Here is a 16,881-nt window from a genome sequence, read left to right on the forward strand (position 1 = left end):
CGCTACTGTAAGTTGGTGAGTTTTTCCAGACTTTGCACACTTTTCGCCACCAGTTTGGCGCTCAGCAAGCTTTCCAGATAGAACGACGACAGTGTTCGGGTTGCATCCAGTACATCCTTTGGATTATTGGAACGCATCGCCTGGCTGACGTCGCGTTCGGCGGATTTGAAGACGCCGTTCAATCCCTGAGATTTTTCCGCCAGCGCACCCAGCCACTGACTGTTACCGCTTCCTGCCGTCATCGGTGCCGATGACAACGCCGCACTAAACCAGGAAACATCCTGATCGTTGGCAGAAAAGGAAAAAGACGTGCCGTTGTCCGCCAGCGGAGCATCCCCCGGCTGAGGCAACGTACTGGCGTGGTTGATTTTCATGGTGTGGATTCCATCGCGGACGGGATAAAAATAAAGCCGGAGCATAGCCCCGGCTCGTTGACTCACGATCAGAACTGGATAGCTTTCGCCGCTTTCTGCCCAGAGTTCAGTGATTTGGAGGCAGAATCCATCTGACCATCCAGAATGGAGTTTTCCGTATCCAACGCAATTTTCTGTGCCTGCGCGCCTGCTGCACGAGTCAGAGAACCGGCCATCGCGGTATCCAGAGTCTGAGAAGCCGCCTGAGATGCAACCTGAGAAAGTCCTAAAGCCATGATATATCTCCAAATATGATGAATGTTTACGGTAGTGAACTGTCATGCTGTACATACAGTCATCTTGTTCATTCATTAAGTAGAGATCGGGCTGGAGGAGTTCCCGCTGAAAGGAAATTCTTTCGGGAAATCGTATTCGAGGGGAAGAACTAGGCTGGTTTTATCAACCTTTCCGACCGTTAGCTAGCGACCATTTTCCTTTAAAATAGCAAAGACCACGACTGCGTCTGCCGAAAACGCACGCGTGGTTTTGATTTGTAGGATCGTTTACGCCATTCTTCTGCCCCTGAATAATGGCTGATAAACGCTGTACCGTTGGCAAGGATGCGATATCTGAATCTATGCCGCTTTTATTTCCGTCATGCTGCCGGATGATCGCTATGCTCGCCTTAACGACGAATACTGGATTGTGGTTCAGACTGGTTTCAATTTCACTTGGCAGCGCATTGCTAGCCCTGTTACTTGGGCAAGCCATTGTCGCCAGGATGGAACAAACACAACTACTGCACTATAGCGAGGAGGTACTCGATCAGGGAATCGCCGTCGCGAATGAAGGCCGGGAAACCATCAACCGGGTTCTGACGCTGAATAACACCCCGTGCTCCAGTGCCGATCTAAAAGAATTACGCCTGATCTCTTTTTACTCCGTTTATCTACGCGATATCGGACGTATCAAAAATAATTATCTCATCTGCTCTGCTGGCTGGGGGATGCTCAATCCTCCTATTTATCTGCTGCCACCGAACCTGACGACGCCGGATGGCGTGCAACTGTGGACCGCAATGAAGGATGTGGTTGATCCACGTATTACCGCAGATATGGCAAGCCTCAACGGTGTGGTCACCATCACCGCCGCCGCTGCATTTCGCCGTTTCACTCAGCCGCCGGCCGAGCATAGTGCGATGCTACTCACACGTAATCTGGACCATGTTTATCAAAAATTTGGCGACATTGATCTGCCTGCGTTTAGGCAAACACGGCAGCAGAATAACGCGTGGCTGACCATGGGAAAACGCCAGACGTTTTTCTGTGCGCAGAACCGAGATATCTGCGTACTGGCTCAGTTGGATTCCGCAGGTATTCTGTATCACCCTTGGTATGTCATCGCTTCTCTTCTGTTTCTCGGTTTGCTGATTGGTGCCAGCTCTACCTTCTCCTATCAGCTCTACTACGATCGGCATCAGGCTTTGCCATCACAGCTAAAACGCGCGATCAAACACCAACGGTTTCAGGTGCATTATCAGCCTCTGATCAGCCTGCCACAGCGTGCCATTATTGGCGTAGAAGCATTGGCCCGCTGGAGAAACGAGCACGGCGACAACGTCTCGCCGGAATACTTCATCAATATTGCAGAAGAAATGGGCTATTTACCGGAGCTCACTCGGATCATTACGCGTCAGGCATTGCATGATATGCAGCCGTACCTCACGCAGGAGCCCCCCTTCCTTCTCAGTATTAATCTGTCGGTAACCGATATTGTTTCGCCTGACTATCACCATTTCCTACAGAAGATGTGTGACGAACTGGGGATAGACAGAGCGCGTATCATGTTAGAACTTACCGAGCGGTCGAGCACATCCCACCAGACGCTGGCCAACGGTCTTGAGGCATTACGACGCGAGGGCTATAAGGTTGCGCTTGATGATTTCGGCACGGGGTATTCCAATCTGGATTATCTGAGCCACTTACCGTTTGATATGATCAAAATCGACAAAGTTTTCGTCGGTGCCATTGGTACGGACTCGGTTAATGCCGCCATGGCGGACCTGCTCTTCACCCTGGTCAAAAAACTGGACGTCCCCGTAATTATCGAAGGGGTAGAAACACGCGAGCAGGCCGCTTATATCCTTCAGCAGTGCCCTTCAGCGATGATACAAGGATGGTATTTCAGTAAAGCGGTAGCATTATGCGATCTACCAGATATCCATCACTATCAGTGCCCACCGATAGAAACGGCGTAACCTGAAAGTAGGTCTACCGTCAAAGGTAGACCTACTTCCATCGTCCACGGTATATGGGTGTTTAAACGATCGGTTTAAACGATCGTCATGCGTTTATCATGCCTGACACGTTTCCCCGCCCCCTGCGCACATTTCTCGCACCGTCACGTTAAGCACTTTCAGGCGATGGTAGAGCGTTCGTTTGGGGATCCCCAACTCCACAATCACATCGTCAATACAGTGGCCGTGGCGGCGCAGCGCATCCTGAATCAGAAACTTTTCAATCCGCTTTAAACGGTCTTTGAGCTGCAAAGGGCGTGGATGCAGTAGTTGTTGAATTTCAGCCAAGGGCGACAGCCCCATTGCCCAGCGATCGGCCGCCGCTTTCAGCTCACGGATATTGCCCGGCCAGCTGTGGGTCAGCAGTTGCTCGTCAATTTCCGCCGTCATCGGCGGCAATGTCATCCGCAGGCGTACCGCCGCTTCCTGACTAAAACGCTGAAACAGCGGCAGAATGAGATCACTGCGGGAACGCAGAGTCGGCAACTGAATTTTTACCGTATCCAGACGGAAATAAAGATCGCGTCGAAACAATCCTTTCTCTACCAGTTGCAGCAGCGGTGTTTGCGTCGCCACAATCACACGCATATCTACGGGGGTGAACTGAGTACTCCCCAGCCGCTTAACGCCGCGGCTTTCCAGCACGCGTAACATCTTGGCTTGCAGCGTCATGGGCATGCTGTCGATCTCATCCAAAAACAGTATTCCCTTGTCTGCACTTTCAAGATAACCGGCGCGGGAGCGGTTAGCGCCGGTATACGCACCCGATACCACGCCAAACAGCTCGCTTTCAGCCAGATTTTCCGGCACAGCGGCACAGTTCACCGCCACCAAAGGGCCGCTGCATTGAGAAATTTGATGGATCCGGTTTGCCAGCGTGTCTTTCCCCGTACCCGTTTCACCTTCGAGAACGATGTCGACATTGAGAGGAGCAATAACATTGATGATTGGCGACAACGATGAGTGAATATCCTCAGCCGTGTAGGTGGAATAGCTCGACGGTAACGAGGAATATTCGAGTGATCGGTTTGCTAATGGGGGATTTTCTAATGCTGAATTCTCTGATGATGAATGTCTTAATGATGAATAGTGCTGTCTGTCCTGACGGTAATGATTGTTCATTAACTACTCCTGGGGCCCAAACGGGCTAACTCACTGCTTTCCATAACGTGGGGCGAACCACCGCATTTCTCCGCGTAGCGCACACCGATTCATCACTGGTGGAACGATGACAATCATTACCGTCATTGAATAATGAAACCATCAGGCATCGCTGAACATCAGGTAGGAATTTCAGAGGGATTTGTAGGGAAATGACTACAAACAATCGGCCAAAATTAGTAAAAACAGCCCGTTACTCTTCCAGATGATTCGCAGGAAAACGAAAAGGGATTGTCAGGAAAACGTTAGCTTCAGCAAAAGGGATTCATCGACTGTTGAATCCCTTTTATCTGTTATCGTCTCGGGCTCCCATTGCTAGGGAATGAGCTTCTTGCTAAAGACGTATTTAACAATCTCCACATTGGTACTGAACTGCATTTTTTCCATCAGGCGCGCTTTGTGGGTACTGACCGTTTTGTTGCTGATGGCCAGCTCATTGGCGATGGTGTTAATCCCCATCCCCTGCGCAAACATAATCATGATTTGGTGCTCTCTGGCCGTCAGGACGTCGTGCTCGGCTCTGCCGCCCTCGGTATAATGAGAAAAAACCAGCTGCCCGGCAATGGTGTGATCGATATAGCGGGCGCCCTGCGCCACACGACGGATCGCCGCCAGCAGCGCCTCTGGGTCTTTATCTTTGGTGATGTAGCCTCTGGCACCGCTTTTCAGGGCATGCTGTGCAATCTGCGCCTCGCTGTACATGCTGAGCACCAAAATCGGCAGACGCGGATATTGCGCCACTACGCGCGAAATCAGCGCTTCACCGCTGATACCGGGCATCGACATATCCAGCAGCAGCAAATCGGGTGCCACGCTGCGCAACTGCGCCAGCACCTGTGCTCCGTTTCCGGCTTCAGCGACGACGCTCAGCGAGTCATCCAGCGCGAAGATCTGCTTGAGTCCTTCACGCATAATGACGTGATCGTCTGCGATCATTAAACGTATTTGTTTGTCCATCGCTCATTTCTTCCTTTTGTTATTCTTGTTCCGCGATTAACGGAGATAGCCATTTTTAGGAAACGTTAACTGCACCTGCGTGCCTTTGCCGGGTGCACTTTCAATGATGACTTCGCCCCCCAGCATGCGACCTCGCTCTTTCATACTCATAAGACCGAAGGCGTTTTTATTTTTCGCGCGGGAATCAAACCCTTTACCGTTGTCTTTGATACACAGCACAACGCAGTCCTGCTGATTTTCCAGCGTAATGATCACCTGTGTGGCAGCAGCATAACGCGCCACATTGGTCAACGACTCCTGAGCGACACGAAATGCCGCGGTAGTGCTTTCATCATTAAGTGCCAACGTTTCCCCCGGCGTTCGCAACAGGCAGGTTGCACTGTAGTGTCGGTTAAATTCGTCGCACAGCCATTCCAGCGCAGGCGTGAGCCCCATATTTAATACATTCGGCCTGAGTCGCGTCAAGACATTACGCACCACCTGAATCGTTTGGTCAGTCAGTTGCATCAACTTTTGCAGATGCGCCTGCATCTCTGGATTTTTCTTGGCAAAGCACATGCGCATCAGCGACAGGCTCATGCGAATCGTGGTCAGGTGTTGCCCAAGCTCATCGTGAATTTCCTGTGCGATATGCTTGCGCTCTTCCTCGCGTGAAATCTCACGCTGGCGTGCCAGTAAGCGCAGTTGCATATGTGAATCGGCCAGCGTCTTCTCCGCATAGCGAATGGCGGTAATGTCCCGCCCCACGGTCAGAATGGAAACCAGAGCGCCACGCTGATCGAACTCCGGCACGCAGCGAATATGGTGAATGCTTTGATGACGCTGATCGCCTTTCCCTAGCTCTTCCATCACTTCGCCTTCCGCGCTGCTGCGGGTATCGACAACCTGCTGCACCAACTGTTCCATGCGGATGGCACACCCCGCTCCGGGCATCAACTCCGTAATCATTCGGCCTCGAAGTTGCTCTACGGTAAATTCCAAATGTTTCAAACTGGCGGGATTGGCATACAGGCAATTCAGGCTGGGATCGAAGCGAATAATCAAATCCGGTGAATTTTCTACCAGCGCGCGAAATTCCTGATCTCGCGCGTAAGCTAACTGTTCGATATGTTTACGTTCCCTGATATCTCTGACTACACACATGCTGTAGCTGCGTCCTTTATGTTGGAAATGCGTTAGATTGACCTCGACTGGAATAGTCATACCGTAGCGAGTGAGGTGCCGGGTTTCAAAAGTGGTACCCACGCCAGATTCATACTCCAGCAACCAATCGGGCGAGCGATGCTCGGCGGCCCAGCAGGGATCGATATCAACCACACTCAGATGCATAAACTCCGTGATGCTGTAGCCCAGCGTCTGACTGGCAGCCTCATTGACATAACAGAAACGCTGATCTGCATTGACGATATAAATCGCATCCTTGATACGGCCAAACGCAAAATCTACTAGCTCCAGTTCGGGGGCCTTGGTTTGTTCATCGGAACGAAAAGGTTGGGTAAACATCATTGCCATCTCCTTATTTTGAATTAAGACATTGGTGCAGCCACCCGCGGTGCAGGTAGCGCAATACGGCGTCTCAACATTCCAGAAGATGGACAGGAAACCCTGCAACGGCTAAACGCGACCTGATATCACAACGTGCGACCTACGTCCTGAGCGGCAACCGCCCTATTGAATCAGGCGGTCACCACATCAAGCAGTGAAAAACGGCGGCGGCAGACACGTCCTTTCGTCCCGTGGGATAGCGTCAGGATTCAACGGCCTGACGGATCACACCTCGGGCACGAGACAGTCGTGACCGCACCGTACCGATGGGGATCCCCAACTGCAACGCGAGATCCTGGTAGCTGGCATCGGTATCCAGCAGTTGCATCAGCATCTGACGAGTATCCTCAGGCAATGAGACGATAGCATCCATGGCGCGTTTCAGGGCTCGCTGGCTTTCGGTAATCGCGCCGGGATCGAGTTCTATCGCGATATGTTCCAGCATCTCATCGCCCATTTCCTGAGCGCGCTGTCGTGCCTGCTTGAAATAGTTGCGCACCAGATTGAGAGCAATGCCGAACACCCATGTTTCCGGCCGCGATGCCCCCGCAAATTTATCCTGATGTTTGAGCACTTCCAGATAGGTCATTTGCTGTAAATCCTCAACGTCATCATGGTTGCTGACGCGCTTGCGGATAAAGTTATGCAATTTCTTTCCGTGTTGACGAAACACCTGTTCCCAATCGACAGCTAGCGCCGGGTAAAGCGAAGGGGTCTGTTCGGTGTGTTTGGTAGACATTTCCATTTGCTGACTCTCCGTTGTTGTGCCCTATTGGCAAAAACGGAAGAGCAAGCCTTATGCCAGCCCAAAATAATTTTTATTCCACTGATTTTTAATCAGTTATTTTTAATTTTGTTTTTTATCGCGCCACTTATTGCCAACGCCAACGGCGTGAAATTGCAAGTTATTGCAATCAGTAAAACGGCATTTAATCCAATCCGCCATCAAATTCAGCCTGCTCCGATGACTTCACACCGGGGAACCCATCCTTTTCTGCGTCCACACAGCAATACATTCATATCACTGCACGTTCACACCACGACACGTAGCCGGTTCATTCAGGATGACATCATGATCAAAATACCGACGGTTCTTCCCACTAGCAGCGCCCTACCGCGCCCTGTCGTCGTGGATGACGATCCCGTGCCGCAGGTTGCGGTACAGCAGACGAGTTCGCTTCATGCTTCACCCGGTTCTCCACTCTCTACCTCAATGGAGGAGGTCGCCATGGCATTTGGCGAGCAGGCCGAACGTAGGAGTAAATCACTGAATCGGCGTCAAATCGCCCAGCAGCCAGAAGCGCGTGCCACTGCCAACGTTGAACGGATCGAGAAACTGACGGAACTGTTCAAAATGTTGGAAAATCCGTCACAAAGTACCCTCGACCAGCAGTTGAGCCGCATGCGCGATCTGTTGACGCGGCAAGGTTCACCGTCTATTGATTCTGTGCTGGAGGCCGCAGGCAACGATCCGGCACGCGGGGACATTTTGCTGCGCCACATCCAGCAGCAATCAGCGCAGCAGCCTGAGCTGGCAACCGCGGCAGAAAATGCGCTACAGCAGTTGCATCAAGAGAAAGGGCCGGAAGTTCGGGCTGGCCTGAATACGGCAACGGCCATTGCTCTGTTCAGTACGCAGCCGGAACAAAAACAGGCGATGCGCGATCTGTACTACCAGAAAATCGTGCATCAGCAGTCGGCCAGTGCGCTGCTGGACTCCCTGTTGGAACGCTTTGACGCCGCGACATTTTCCATTGGGCTGCGCACGTTGCAACGCGCATTAGCGGCGGATATCGCCTCGCTGACGCCGTCTATTTCAAAAGCCGTTCTCAGCAAGATGCTGAGCAATCTCAACGATTCCCGTCACCTGAGCCACACGCTGTCATCCAGCCAGACGCTGCTCACTCGATTGGCGAACAAAGTGCCCGCGTTTACGCTGGGTGCCGTGGAATTGACGCGTCGTTTGATTGGCCTGAGCGCAAACGGCGCCTACGCCCGCGATCTGCATAATCTCGGTCGGGAAGTTGCCGGTACACAGGTGCAACATCAGGCTATGTTTTTCAGCGCCCTGCTGCCGCTCGTCAGCGACCTGCCACATCCGCTGTGGCGAGACAGCAAAAATCGGCAAACGGCGCTCCAACTGATACGCGGCATGATTGGCGATATCGCCCAATACGAGAAACAGCAAGCCAAAAATACTCAGCATGATGATCTGGCACAGCCAAAACAGCCCCCGCACACGCCGGATAAGGGGCAGCCATGAATCTGCTGATTATCTGGCTAAATCGTATTGCGCTGAGTGCAATGCAGCGCTCGGAGGTGGTGGGCGCGGTGATCGTCATGTCTATCGTTTTCATGATGATCATCCCGCTGCCCACCGGACTGATCGATGTGCTGATCGCGCTTAATATCTGTGCCTCCTCTCTGCTAATCGTGCTGGCGATGTACCTGCCTAAACCACTGGCTTTCTCGACGTTTCCGGCGGTGCTGCTGCTAACCACCATGTTCCGGCTGGCGATCTCCATTTCCACCACGCGCCAAATTCTGCTCCAGCAGGACGGCGGCCATATCGTTGAGGCTTTCGGTAACTACGTGGTGGGCGGGAATCTGGCGGTCGGTCTGGTTATTTTCCTGATTCTGACGGTAGTGAATTTTATGGTCATCACCAAAGGCTCTGAACGTGTGGCCGAGGTGGCGGCACGCTTCACGCTCGATGCGATGCCAGGTAAACAGATGTCCATCGACAGCGATCTCCGCGCTGGGTTAATCGAAGCCCATCAGGCACGGCAGCGGCGGGAAAATCTGGCGAAAGAAAGCCAGCTTTTCGGGGCAATGGATGGCGCGATGAAGTTCGTTAAAGGCGATGCGATTGCGTCGCTGGTTATCGTGTTCATTAACATGATCGGCGGCTTTGCCATCGGCGTGTTGCAACACAATATGGCCGCGTCCGATGCCATGCACGTCTACTCGGTATTGACCATCGGCGATGGGCTGATCGCCCAGATTCCGGCACTGCTGATTTCACTGACCGCCGGGATGATCATTACTCGCGTTTCGGCCGACGGGCAAAAAGTGGATGCCAATATTGGTCGGGAAATAGCGGAGCAGCTCACCAGCCAGCCCAAGGCGTGGATCATCTCCTCCATCGGCATGTTTGGATTTGCACTGCTGCCGGGGATGCCAACGTTGGTGTTTGTCGCCATCAGTTTGTCCTCGCTCGGCAGCGGTCTGTTTCAGCTCTGGCGCATCAAACAACAAGGCCAGTTGGATGCCAACCAATTGGAAGCGGACAACATGCCTGCCGAACAGAACGGTTATCAAGATCTACGGCGCTTCAACCCCACGCGTGCCTACCTGCTGCTGTTTCATCCGGTCTGGCAAGGGCAGCCGACGGCGACGGTGTTGGTGCAGAATATCCGTCGCCTGCGTAATCGGCTGGTCTACCGCTTTGGCTTTACGCTGCCGTCCTTTGATATCGAATTCAGCGACCGTCTGGCGGAAGATGAATTCCAGTTTTGTGTCTATGAAATTCCCTACGTTAAAGCCACATTTGTCACCGACCAGTTGGCGGTTGCCAATGGAGCCATCGAACAGGTTGACGCGACGATCGCCACGCCAGGCCACACGTTACGGGATGAAAGCCAGTGGCTATGGCTGCCGCTGGCGCATGTCGCCCAGCAGCCGGACGACATACCGCGCTGGACATCAGATGAGCTGATTCTGGCTCGCATGGAACAGGCCATTCACCGCACAGGTTCACAGTTCATCGGCTTACAGGAAACCAAATCTATTCTGGCCTGGCTGGAGAGTGAACAGCCGGAGTTGGCGCAGGAGCTACAGCGCATCATGCCGCTTTCGCGTTTTGCCAGCGTACTGCAACGGCTGGCTTCCGAACGTGTACCGCTGCGGTCGGTGCGCCCTATCGCCGAAGCGCTGATTGAAGTCGGCCAACACGAACGGGACACGCTGGCGTTGACCGACTACGTGCGTCTGGCGCTCAAATCACAAATCTGCCACCAGTACAGCGATGAGAACAACCTCGCGGTCTGGCTGCTGACGCCGGAAAGCGAAGAGCTGCTGCGCGATGCGCTACGCCAGACGCAGAACGAAACCTTCTTCGCCCTGACGCAAGACTACGCCTCAACGCTGCTCAGCCAATTGCGGCAGGCGTTTCCACCGTTCTCGTCACAGAGCAGTCTGGTGCTGGTAGCACAGGATTTACGCAGCCCGCTGCGCACGCTGTTACAGGACGAATTTCACCACGTCCCCGTGCTGTCCTTCACCGAACTGGAATCCACCCTGTCGATCAACGTCATTGGACGCCTTGATCTTTACGACTCCCCTGATCCCTTTAGCGCATAGGAAGACACCATGTTTGAATTACGCGTGCTGACTGGTTTACATCGCGGAGCGGCGCTGCCGCTCTGTGGAAACGCCTGGCGCATCGGTGCAGCCGATGATGCCGACCTTGTGCTCTACGATCCCGGCATTGCGCCTTATCACGGCCAGTTGGAGAAGGCCGCAGACGGCTGGGCGCTTAGCGCACAGGATGGCACCTTGTCTAATGCGGAAGGCCACTCCGTCGAATACATTAACGCGCTGCCGCCCGGTACCCCTTTTGCACTGGGGCAAATTTGGCTCTGCATCGTAGCCGCCGATACCCCCTGGCCTGATGACAATGAAACGCCTCTGTCTACGGAAGAGGACATCCCCTCTGCGGATATCCCCGCCGATGACTCACCAGTTCATACCACTGTGCCCATTCCCACCACTGCACCCGCGCCGCGCCTACCGCTGTGGGCCAAAGCCTGCTACTTGCTGCTCGGCGCATTGCTGCTGGTGATGGTGGGCAGTTGGCAGCTACAGGAGAGCGTCGCAATGCCTGCCGCCCCGCCGCCGCAGGATACCCGCAAGCCACTTGGCACGCTGCCACAGTTAGAAAGCACGCTGCGGATTATGTTGCAGGAACGGGAGCTGAGCGCGGCCGTGAAAGTGGCGGCGTATCAGGATCGCCTCACGCTCACCGGGCAATTAACGCCAGACGATCAAAAAAAGCTGGAACGGATGCTCGCCCAGTTCCACCAACGTTATAGAACCGCGCTATCCGTTGATAACCGGACACAGCTGAAAACGGAGCAATTGCCGTTTCAGATCATTCAGGTAACCAGCGGGTCACGCGCCAATGTCGTTACGGCAGATGGTCAGCGCTTTTTCATCGGCGATGAGATCGACAACCTGCGTCTGGTGAGAATTGACGAGCACCAGATTGAATTCAGCGGCAGACAACAGATAACGGTGAACTGGTGATGCAGACACAATCTTCTTCTTTTCCGCTGCTCGATCAGTGGGTCGCCCGACAGCGCCAGCATCTGGCGGGTTACGCGCCGGTGGAGAAAAAAGGCCGCGTCATGGCCGTCAGCGGTATTTTGCTGGAGTGCAGCTTGCCGCAGGCACGTATTGGCGATTTGTGCTGGGTGGCGCGTCAGGATGACAGCCAAATGATGGCCGAAATCGTTGGATTCAGCCCGGACAATACTTTCCTCTCCGCACTCGGTGCGCTGGACGGCATTGCACAAGGTGCGACCGTGACGCCGCTGTATCAGCCGCACCGTATTCAGGTGTCAGAACGTTTGCTGGGCAGCGTATTGGACGGATTTGGTCGGGCATTGGAAGACGGCGGCGAGAGCGCCTTTGTCGAACCGGGTCAGGTCACGGGGCGCACGCAGCCGGTGCTGGGCGATGCCCCGCCGCCGACCTCCAGACCGCGCATCAGCCAGCCGCTCCCCACCGGATTACGCGCCGTCGATGGCCTGCTGACCATCGGTCAGGGTCAGCGCGTCGGTATTTTCGCCGGTGCGGGCTGCGGCAAAACCACGCTGCTCGCGGAACTGGCGCGTAATACGCCGTGCGACACCATCGTTTTCGGGCTGATTGGCGAACGTGGGCGCGAACTACGCGAGTTTCTCGACCACGAACTGGACGACGAGCTGCGTAGCCGCACCGTGTTGGTATGTTCGACTTCCGACCGTAGCAGTATGGAGCGCGCCCGCGCGGCATTCACTGCCACCGCCATCGCCGAAGCCTACCGCGCAGAAGGCCGTCAGGTGCTGCTGATTCTTGATTCCCTGACGCGTTTCGCCCGCGCCCAGCGTGAAATCGGTCTGGCACTCGGGGAACCACAGGGGCGAGGCGGGCTACCGCCGTCGGTCTATACGCTGCTGCCGCGTCTGGTCGAACGTGCCGGACAAACGGAAGACGGTGCCATCACCGCGCTCTATTCCGTGCTGATCGAACAGGATTCCATGAACGATCCGGTCGCTGACGAAGTTCGTTCGCTGATCGACGGACACATCGTGCTCGCCCGACGTCTGGCGGAACAAGGGCATTATCCGGCTATCGACGTGCTCGCCAGCCTGAGCCGTACCATGAGTAACGTCGTGGATACCGATCACACCCGCAATGCGGGCGGCGTACGGCGTCTGATGGCAGCTTACAAACAGGTCGAGATGCTGATCCGCCTCGGCGAATACCAGCCCGGTCATGACGAATTAACCGATTCGGCAGTCAACGCCCATTCAGAGATCACACAGTTTCTGCGCCAGTCGATGCGTGAACCGATGCCTTATGGCGTGATTCAACAACAGCTCGCTGGAGTCAGCCGCTATGCCCCATAACACCGAACGTGATGCCGAGTTACAAAGCGTGCTGAATCTGCTGATGCCGATACGCCGCCAGCGCTTAAGCCGCAGCGAGCGCCAGCAGCGGCAGGAAGAACAGCAGCTTATCAGGATTGCGGAGCAGCAACGCCATCACCGGCAGCAGGTCGAGGCGCTGCGACAGGCCAGTCACACACAGCGTGACGCGTTTGTCCAAGAGACTCAGGGACAACGCCAAACGCTGGAAAACCTGAAAAAACACCTTTCCGCCGAACAGCGTTTACTCGGCGAGATAGCGGCAGAAGCGCAGCAGGTTCAGGCCACACAGCAGCAGCACGACGACCAGCAGCGTCAGGTTGATGACGCCCGCAACGCGACCCGCCAATGTCAAAAGGCGGTGGAGAAACTGGAGTATCTGCTTACGTTACCTCAGGAGCACGTATGAATAACCGACAGATTGCGTCATCCGAGTCCAAGGCAACACAGAACGCACAGGCCACGCTACACGGCAAATCCTCACGCGCAGACGACCCGCAACATACCGATTTCTGGGAAGCCTTCACGTTTTCAGACGGCTTTGAAGACGCGCTCTATCAGGAAACGCCTATCGCGTTACCGCAGGGCAACCCCATCAGCACGTCGCTGTCGCTGTATAGCGAGGCACCAGAAAGCCCACAAAATGTGACACCGTCACAGTGGCAGCCACTGCAATGCGAACTGATGGAGGCGATGGACAACATTTGCGCCCCACCGTTTGCCTTTAGCCTGCAACTACCGCAGTTGGGCGACATCGATGCCCGTTTAGCCAATATGGTGCCACGCGGCTGGGACATTTCTCTGCGCTTTAGCCGGGAAAGTTACCACCAGTTAAAAGATCGGCGTGAAGCGTGCCGTCGCGCAATAGCCACCGCGCTGGATTGCCCTATCAACCTGCGTTTTGACGCCAGAGAGTATGAGCGATGAGCCAGAATGCACTCGACTTCAATTCACTGCATGTCAGACCGCTGACGCTGCCGATCATGCGCATACAACACGCCCGCATCAGATCGACGCTGGCCGCCGGACTATCGCTGCCTTTTGTCCGCGATGGGCTGGCTGGCTGGCTGCACCTTCAACTGGCACATAAGGGTGAGCAGATAGAGGAAACGTCTGCCGCACAGGTAAGCAACTGGCGTAGCGATATCGGCAATTTCTCACTGACCGATCCGTTTCCTGTGCTCAGCCTGCTGTCCGACTGCCCGCTGTTGCCCCTTACCGAAGACGACGACGCGGCGCAGACGTGGTACTGGACGCTCTACAACCAGTCGCTGAACCCCGTGCTGCGGTCGCTTGTGGGGGAGATTTATCCAACGGCAGCGACCTCGGAAGAACGTGATTCTGCACAACAGCACGACACCCAACAGTACAGCCCTCAACAACACAGCGCCCAACAATGCAGCAATAGTGCCGCACTCTGCGCCTGGTTCAACGTGAGCTGGAACGGGATTGTGGTGCGCAGCAGGATGCAGGCTGCTGACGCCACCTGGCTAAAACTATTTTCTCTTGCTGAATGGCATCGCCAGCGCCGTGCGCTACCCGCAGGAATGACTATCGCTATCCCGCTGACGCTGGCTGACGTCGTGTTGCCGTTTACCACGCTGCAACACCTCCAAACTGGCGACATAGTTCTCCCTAATCGCCCGTGGTTTACGCCGTCCGGCGAGGGAACGCTGTCATCCGGCACGCTCCGCCTTCGCGGCACGCTGCAACTCGCAGAACACGCGCCCTATATTTTTACCGTTACCGACATGGAGACTGTCTCAATGCCCGCGACCGCGACCGATATAATGCTAGCCGATCCTAACTCCGATACATCGGCGTTTGAATTTACGCTCGATAGTGACAATGTCACTGAAAGTTTACCGCCGCTGCCGATCACCTTACACATTCGCTGCGGCAGCCTGACGATGACGCTGGCGGAATTGCAACATCTTGCCAGCGGTAGCGTGCTGACGCTGCGCGATGTGGTGCCGGGGCAAGCCTGGCTGTATCACGGGGATATCGCGCTGGCGAGCGGCGATCTGGTCGATGTGGAAGGCCGATTGGGGCTACAGATTACCCAGCGCTTTTCCACGCCGAAACCTATGTTACCAATGCAGGATGAAGAACACGCCGCCGCACAGGAGCTGGCACCATGACGTCCGGCGCATTCGATCCGTTGATGTTTGCGCTCTTTCTGGGCGCGCTCTCTTTGATTCCGCTGATGATGATTGTCTGCACCTGCTTTCTGAAGATTGCGATTGTGCTGCTGATTACCCGCAACGCCATCGGGGTGCAGCAGGTACCGCCTAATATGGCGCTGTACGGTATCGCCCTTGCGGCAACGATGTTTGTCATGGCTCCGGTGTTTCAGGACATCAGCAAGCGCGTGCAGGAAAAACCGCTGGATATGACCGATATCACCTCGCTTCAGGCCAGCGTGACCTACGGGTTGGAACCGCTGCAAACCTTTATGTCGCGCAACGTTGACCCGGATATCCTCACCCATTTGCATGAGAACAGCCTGCAAATGTGGCCTGCCTCGCTATCCGAGAAGGTGAATACGCAAAACCTGCTGCTGGTGATTCCGGCTTTCGTGCTGTCGGAGCTACAGGCTGGGTTCAAAATCGGCTTTCTGATCTATATCCCGTTCATCGTCATCGACCTCATCGTCTCCAATGTGCTGTTAGCGCTGGGGATGCAGATGGTCGCACCGATGACGCTCTCGCTGCCGTTAAAGCTGCTGCTGTTCGTGCTGGTCAACGGCTGGACACGGCTGCTAGACGGCCTGTTCTACAGCTACCTGTGAGGCCGCGATGGAAATAATCACGCTTTTCCGTCAGGCCATGGTGATGGTCGTGCTGCTCTCTGCTCCGCCGCTGCTGGTTGCAGTGATTGTCGGCGTGTTGATTTCACTGCTACAGGCGGTAATGCAATTGCAGGATCAGACGCTGCCCTTTGCCGTCAAACTGATCTCTGTCGGGCTGACGCTCGCGCTCTGTGGCCGCTGGATTGGCGTAGAGCTGATGCAATTAGCCATTACCGCGTTCAACATGATTGCGCACACTGGGGTATAAATCCGCATGATCGCCACCATTCAGCACGTTTACGACTTTATCATCGCCATTACACTCGGCATCGCCCGGCTGTATCCCTGCTTTATTCTGGTGCCGGTTTTCTCACTCAACGTGTTGAAAGGCATGATGCGCAACGCCGTGGTGATTTCCCTGACGCTGTTGCCCGCCCCCATCGTGCAGCAGCAACTCCTGTTGACCCCGCTCTCCTGGCCGATGCTACCCGCGCTGTTGTTCAAAGAAATCATGGTGGGATTGCTGATTGCACTCATTCTGGCGATGCCGTTCTGGCTGTTTGAGTCTGTCGGGGCGCTGTTCGATAACCAGCGCGGTGCGTTGATGGGCGGCCAGCTCAACCCCGCGCTGGGCTCGGATGCCACGCCGCTCGGTCATCTACTGAAACAGACCCTAATTCTGCTGCTGATTGTCGGTATCGGCCTAAAGGGGCTGACACAGCTGATTTGGGACAGCTACCAGATCTGGCCGGTACTGTCCTGGCTGCCTGCGCCGAGCGAAAAAGGGTTTGAGGTGTATCTCAACCTGCTGGCCGACACCTTTACTCATCTGGTGGTCTACGCCGGGCCGCTGGTAGCGTTACTGCTGCTATTAGAGTTCAGCATTGCGTTACTCAGCCTGTATAGCCCACAGCTTCAAGTGTTCGTTCTGTCAATTCCGGCTAAATGTCTGGTCGGGATGGCATTTTTCATCATCTATCTGCCGGTGCTGCAATATTTAGGCGACCACAAACTTCAAGGGTTGCCGGATCTCAAACACCTGCTCCCGCTGCTTTTTACCGCATCGAACAGCTAACAAGGCGGAAC

The 16,881-nt window shown here is 54.8% G+C and carries 17 protein-coding genes; 11 read left to right on the forward strand and 6 right to left on the reverse strand.

Going from position 1 to position 16,881, the window contains the following annotated elements:
- Window positions 1-2: 2 nt before the first annotated feature.
- Both DCX48_03300 and DCX48_03305 read right to left on the reverse strand, forming a co-directional pair.
- Window positions 3-374 carry a type III secretion protein gene (locus DCX48_03300; protein QXE13612.1) on the reverse strand — a complete coding sequence of 124 codons (372 nt, stop codon included), beginning with the start codon at window positions 372-374 and terminating at the stop codon, window positions 3-5.
- Window positions 375-442: 68 nt separating this feature from the next.
- Entirely contained in the window at window positions 443-649 is a 207-nt protein-coding gene (locus DCX48_03305) for an Hrp pili protein HrpA (GenBank protein QXE13613.1), read from the reverse strand.
- 380 nt (window positions 650-1,029) lie between these two features.
- Here DCX48_03305 and DCX48_03310 point away from each other — a divergent pair, with 380 nt between their 5' ends.
- A complete protein-coding gene (locus DCX48_03310) occupies window positions 1,030-2,610 on the forward strand; it encodes an EAL domain-containing protein (protein ID QXE13614.1) in 1,581 nt (526 codons plus the stop codon).
- A 96-nt stretch (window positions 2,611-2,706) separates the two neighbouring features.
- On the opposite strand, the gene DCX48_03315 is transcribed toward DCX48_03310, so the two are convergent.
- From DCX48_03315 to DCX48_03330, 4 genes are all read right to left on the reverse strand, one after another.
- Window positions 2,707-3,771 carry a sigma-54-dependent Fis family transcriptional regulator gene (locus DCX48_03315; protein ID QXE13615.1) on the reverse strand — a complete coding sequence of 355 codons (1,065 nt, stop codon included), beginning with the start codon at window positions 3,769-3,771 and terminating at the stop codon, window positions 2,707-2,709.
- Window positions 3,772-4,125: 354 nt separating this feature from the next.
- Window positions 4,126-4,767, reverse strand: coding sequence for a response regulator transcription factor (locus tag DCX48_03320; GenBank protein ID QXE13616.1), 642 nt, complete (start codon window positions 4,765-4,767; stop codon window positions 4,126-4,128).
- A 36-nt stretch (window positions 4,768-4,803) separates the two neighbouring features.
- On the reverse strand, window positions 4,804-6,273 hold the full coding sequence (locus DCX48_03325; protein QXE13617.1) for a PAS domain S-box protein: 1,470 nt from the start codon (window positions 6,271-6,273) through the stop codon (window positions 4,804-4,806).
- A 241-nt stretch (window positions 6,274-6,514) separates the two neighbouring features.
- Window positions 6,515-7,057 (reverse strand): RNA polymerase sigma factor, encoded by a 543-nt coding sequence (locus tag DCX48_03330; GenBank protein ID QXE13618.1) that lies wholly within the window; start codon window positions 7,055-7,057, stop codon window positions 6,515-6,517.
- Between the two features lie 327 nt (window positions 7,058-7,384).
- Between DCX48_03330 and DCX48_03335 the strand changes: the two genes are divergently transcribed.
- The 10 genes from DCX48_03335 to DCX48_03380 are packed head-to-tail and all read left to right on the forward strand — an operon-like array spanning window position 7,385 to window position 16,870.
- Window positions 7,385-8,575, forward strand: coding sequence for a YopN family type III secretion system gatekeeper subunit (locus tag DCX48_03335; protein ID QXE13619.1), 1,191 nt, complete (start codon window positions 7,385-7,387; stop codon window positions 8,573-8,575).
- Window positions 8,572-10,674, forward strand: coding sequence for an EscV/YscV/HrcV family type III secretion system export apparatus protein (locus tag DCX48_03340; protein ID QXE13620.1), 2,103 nt, complete (start codon window positions 8,572-8,574; stop codon window positions 10,672-10,674). Before DCX48_03335 ends, DCX48_03340 begins: the two co-directional genes overlap by 4 nt.
- A gap of 9 nt (window positions 10,675-10,683) precedes the next feature.
- Complete coding sequence (locus DCX48_03345) at window positions 10,684-11,619, forward strand: EscD/YscD/HrpQ family type III secretion system inner membrane ring protein (GenBank protein ID QXE13621.1); 936 nt, start codon at window positions 10,684-10,686, stop codon at window positions 11,617-11,619.
- Window positions 11,619-12,986: an EscN/YscN/HrcN family type III secretion system ATPase gene (locus tag DCX48_03350; GenBank protein QXE13622.1), complete on the forward strand. Its 1,368-nt coding sequence runs from the start codon at window positions 11,619-11,621 to the stop codon at window positions 12,984-12,986. Before DCX48_03345 ends, DCX48_03350 begins: the two co-directional genes overlap by 1 nt.
- Window positions 12,976-13,413, forward strand: coding sequence for a type III secretion protein (locus DCX48_03355; GenBank protein ID QXE13623.1), 438 nt, complete (start codon window positions 12,976-12,978; stop codon window positions 13,411-13,413). Before DCX48_03350 ends, DCX48_03355 begins: the two co-directional genes overlap by 11 nt.
- Window positions 13,410-13,931 carry a type III secretion protein gene (locus DCX48_03360; protein QXE13624.1) on the forward strand — a complete coding sequence of 174 codons (522 nt, stop codon included), beginning with the start codon at window positions 13,410-13,412 and terminating at the stop codon, window positions 13,929-13,931. The genes DCX48_03355 and DCX48_03360 overlap by 4 nt, the downstream gene beginning before the upstream one ends.
- A complete protein-coding gene (locus tag DCX48_03365; protein ID QXE13625.1) occupies window positions 13,928-15,145 on the forward strand; it encodes a YscQ/HrcQ family type III secretion apparatus protein in 1,218 nt (405 codons plus the stop codon). The genes DCX48_03360 and DCX48_03365 overlap by 4 nt, the downstream gene beginning before the upstream one ends.
- Window positions 15,142-15,795 carry an EscR/YscR/HrcR family type III secretion system export apparatus protein gene (locus tag DCX48_03370; GenBank protein ID QXE13626.1) on the forward strand — a complete coding sequence of 218 codons (654 nt, stop codon included), beginning with the start codon at window positions 15,142-15,144 and terminating at the stop codon, window positions 15,793-15,795. Before DCX48_03365 ends, DCX48_03370 begins: the two co-directional genes overlap by 4 nt.
- A gap of 7 nt (window positions 15,796-15,802) precedes the next feature.
- Window positions 15,803-16,063, forward strand: a complete 261-nt coding sequence (locus tag DCX48_03375) for an EscS/YscS/HrcS family type III secretion system export apparatus protein (protein QXE13627.1) — start codon at window positions 15,803-15,805, stop codon at window positions 16,061-16,063.
- Between the two features lie 6 nt (window positions 16,064-16,069).
- Window positions 16,070-16,870: an EscT/YscT/HrcT family type III secretion system export apparatus protein gene (locus DCX48_03380; GenBank protein ID QXE13628.1), complete on the forward strand. Its 801-nt coding sequence runs from the start codon at window positions 16,070-16,072 to the stop codon at window positions 16,868-16,870.
- Window positions 16,871-16,881: the final 11 nt, after the last annotated feature.

This window comes from Pectobacterium atrosepticum (assembly GCA_019056595.1).
In the GTDB taxonomy this organism is placed as follows: Bacteria; Pseudomonadota; Gammaproteobacteria; order Enterobacterales; family Enterobacteriaceae; genus Pectobacterium; species Pectobacterium atrosepticum.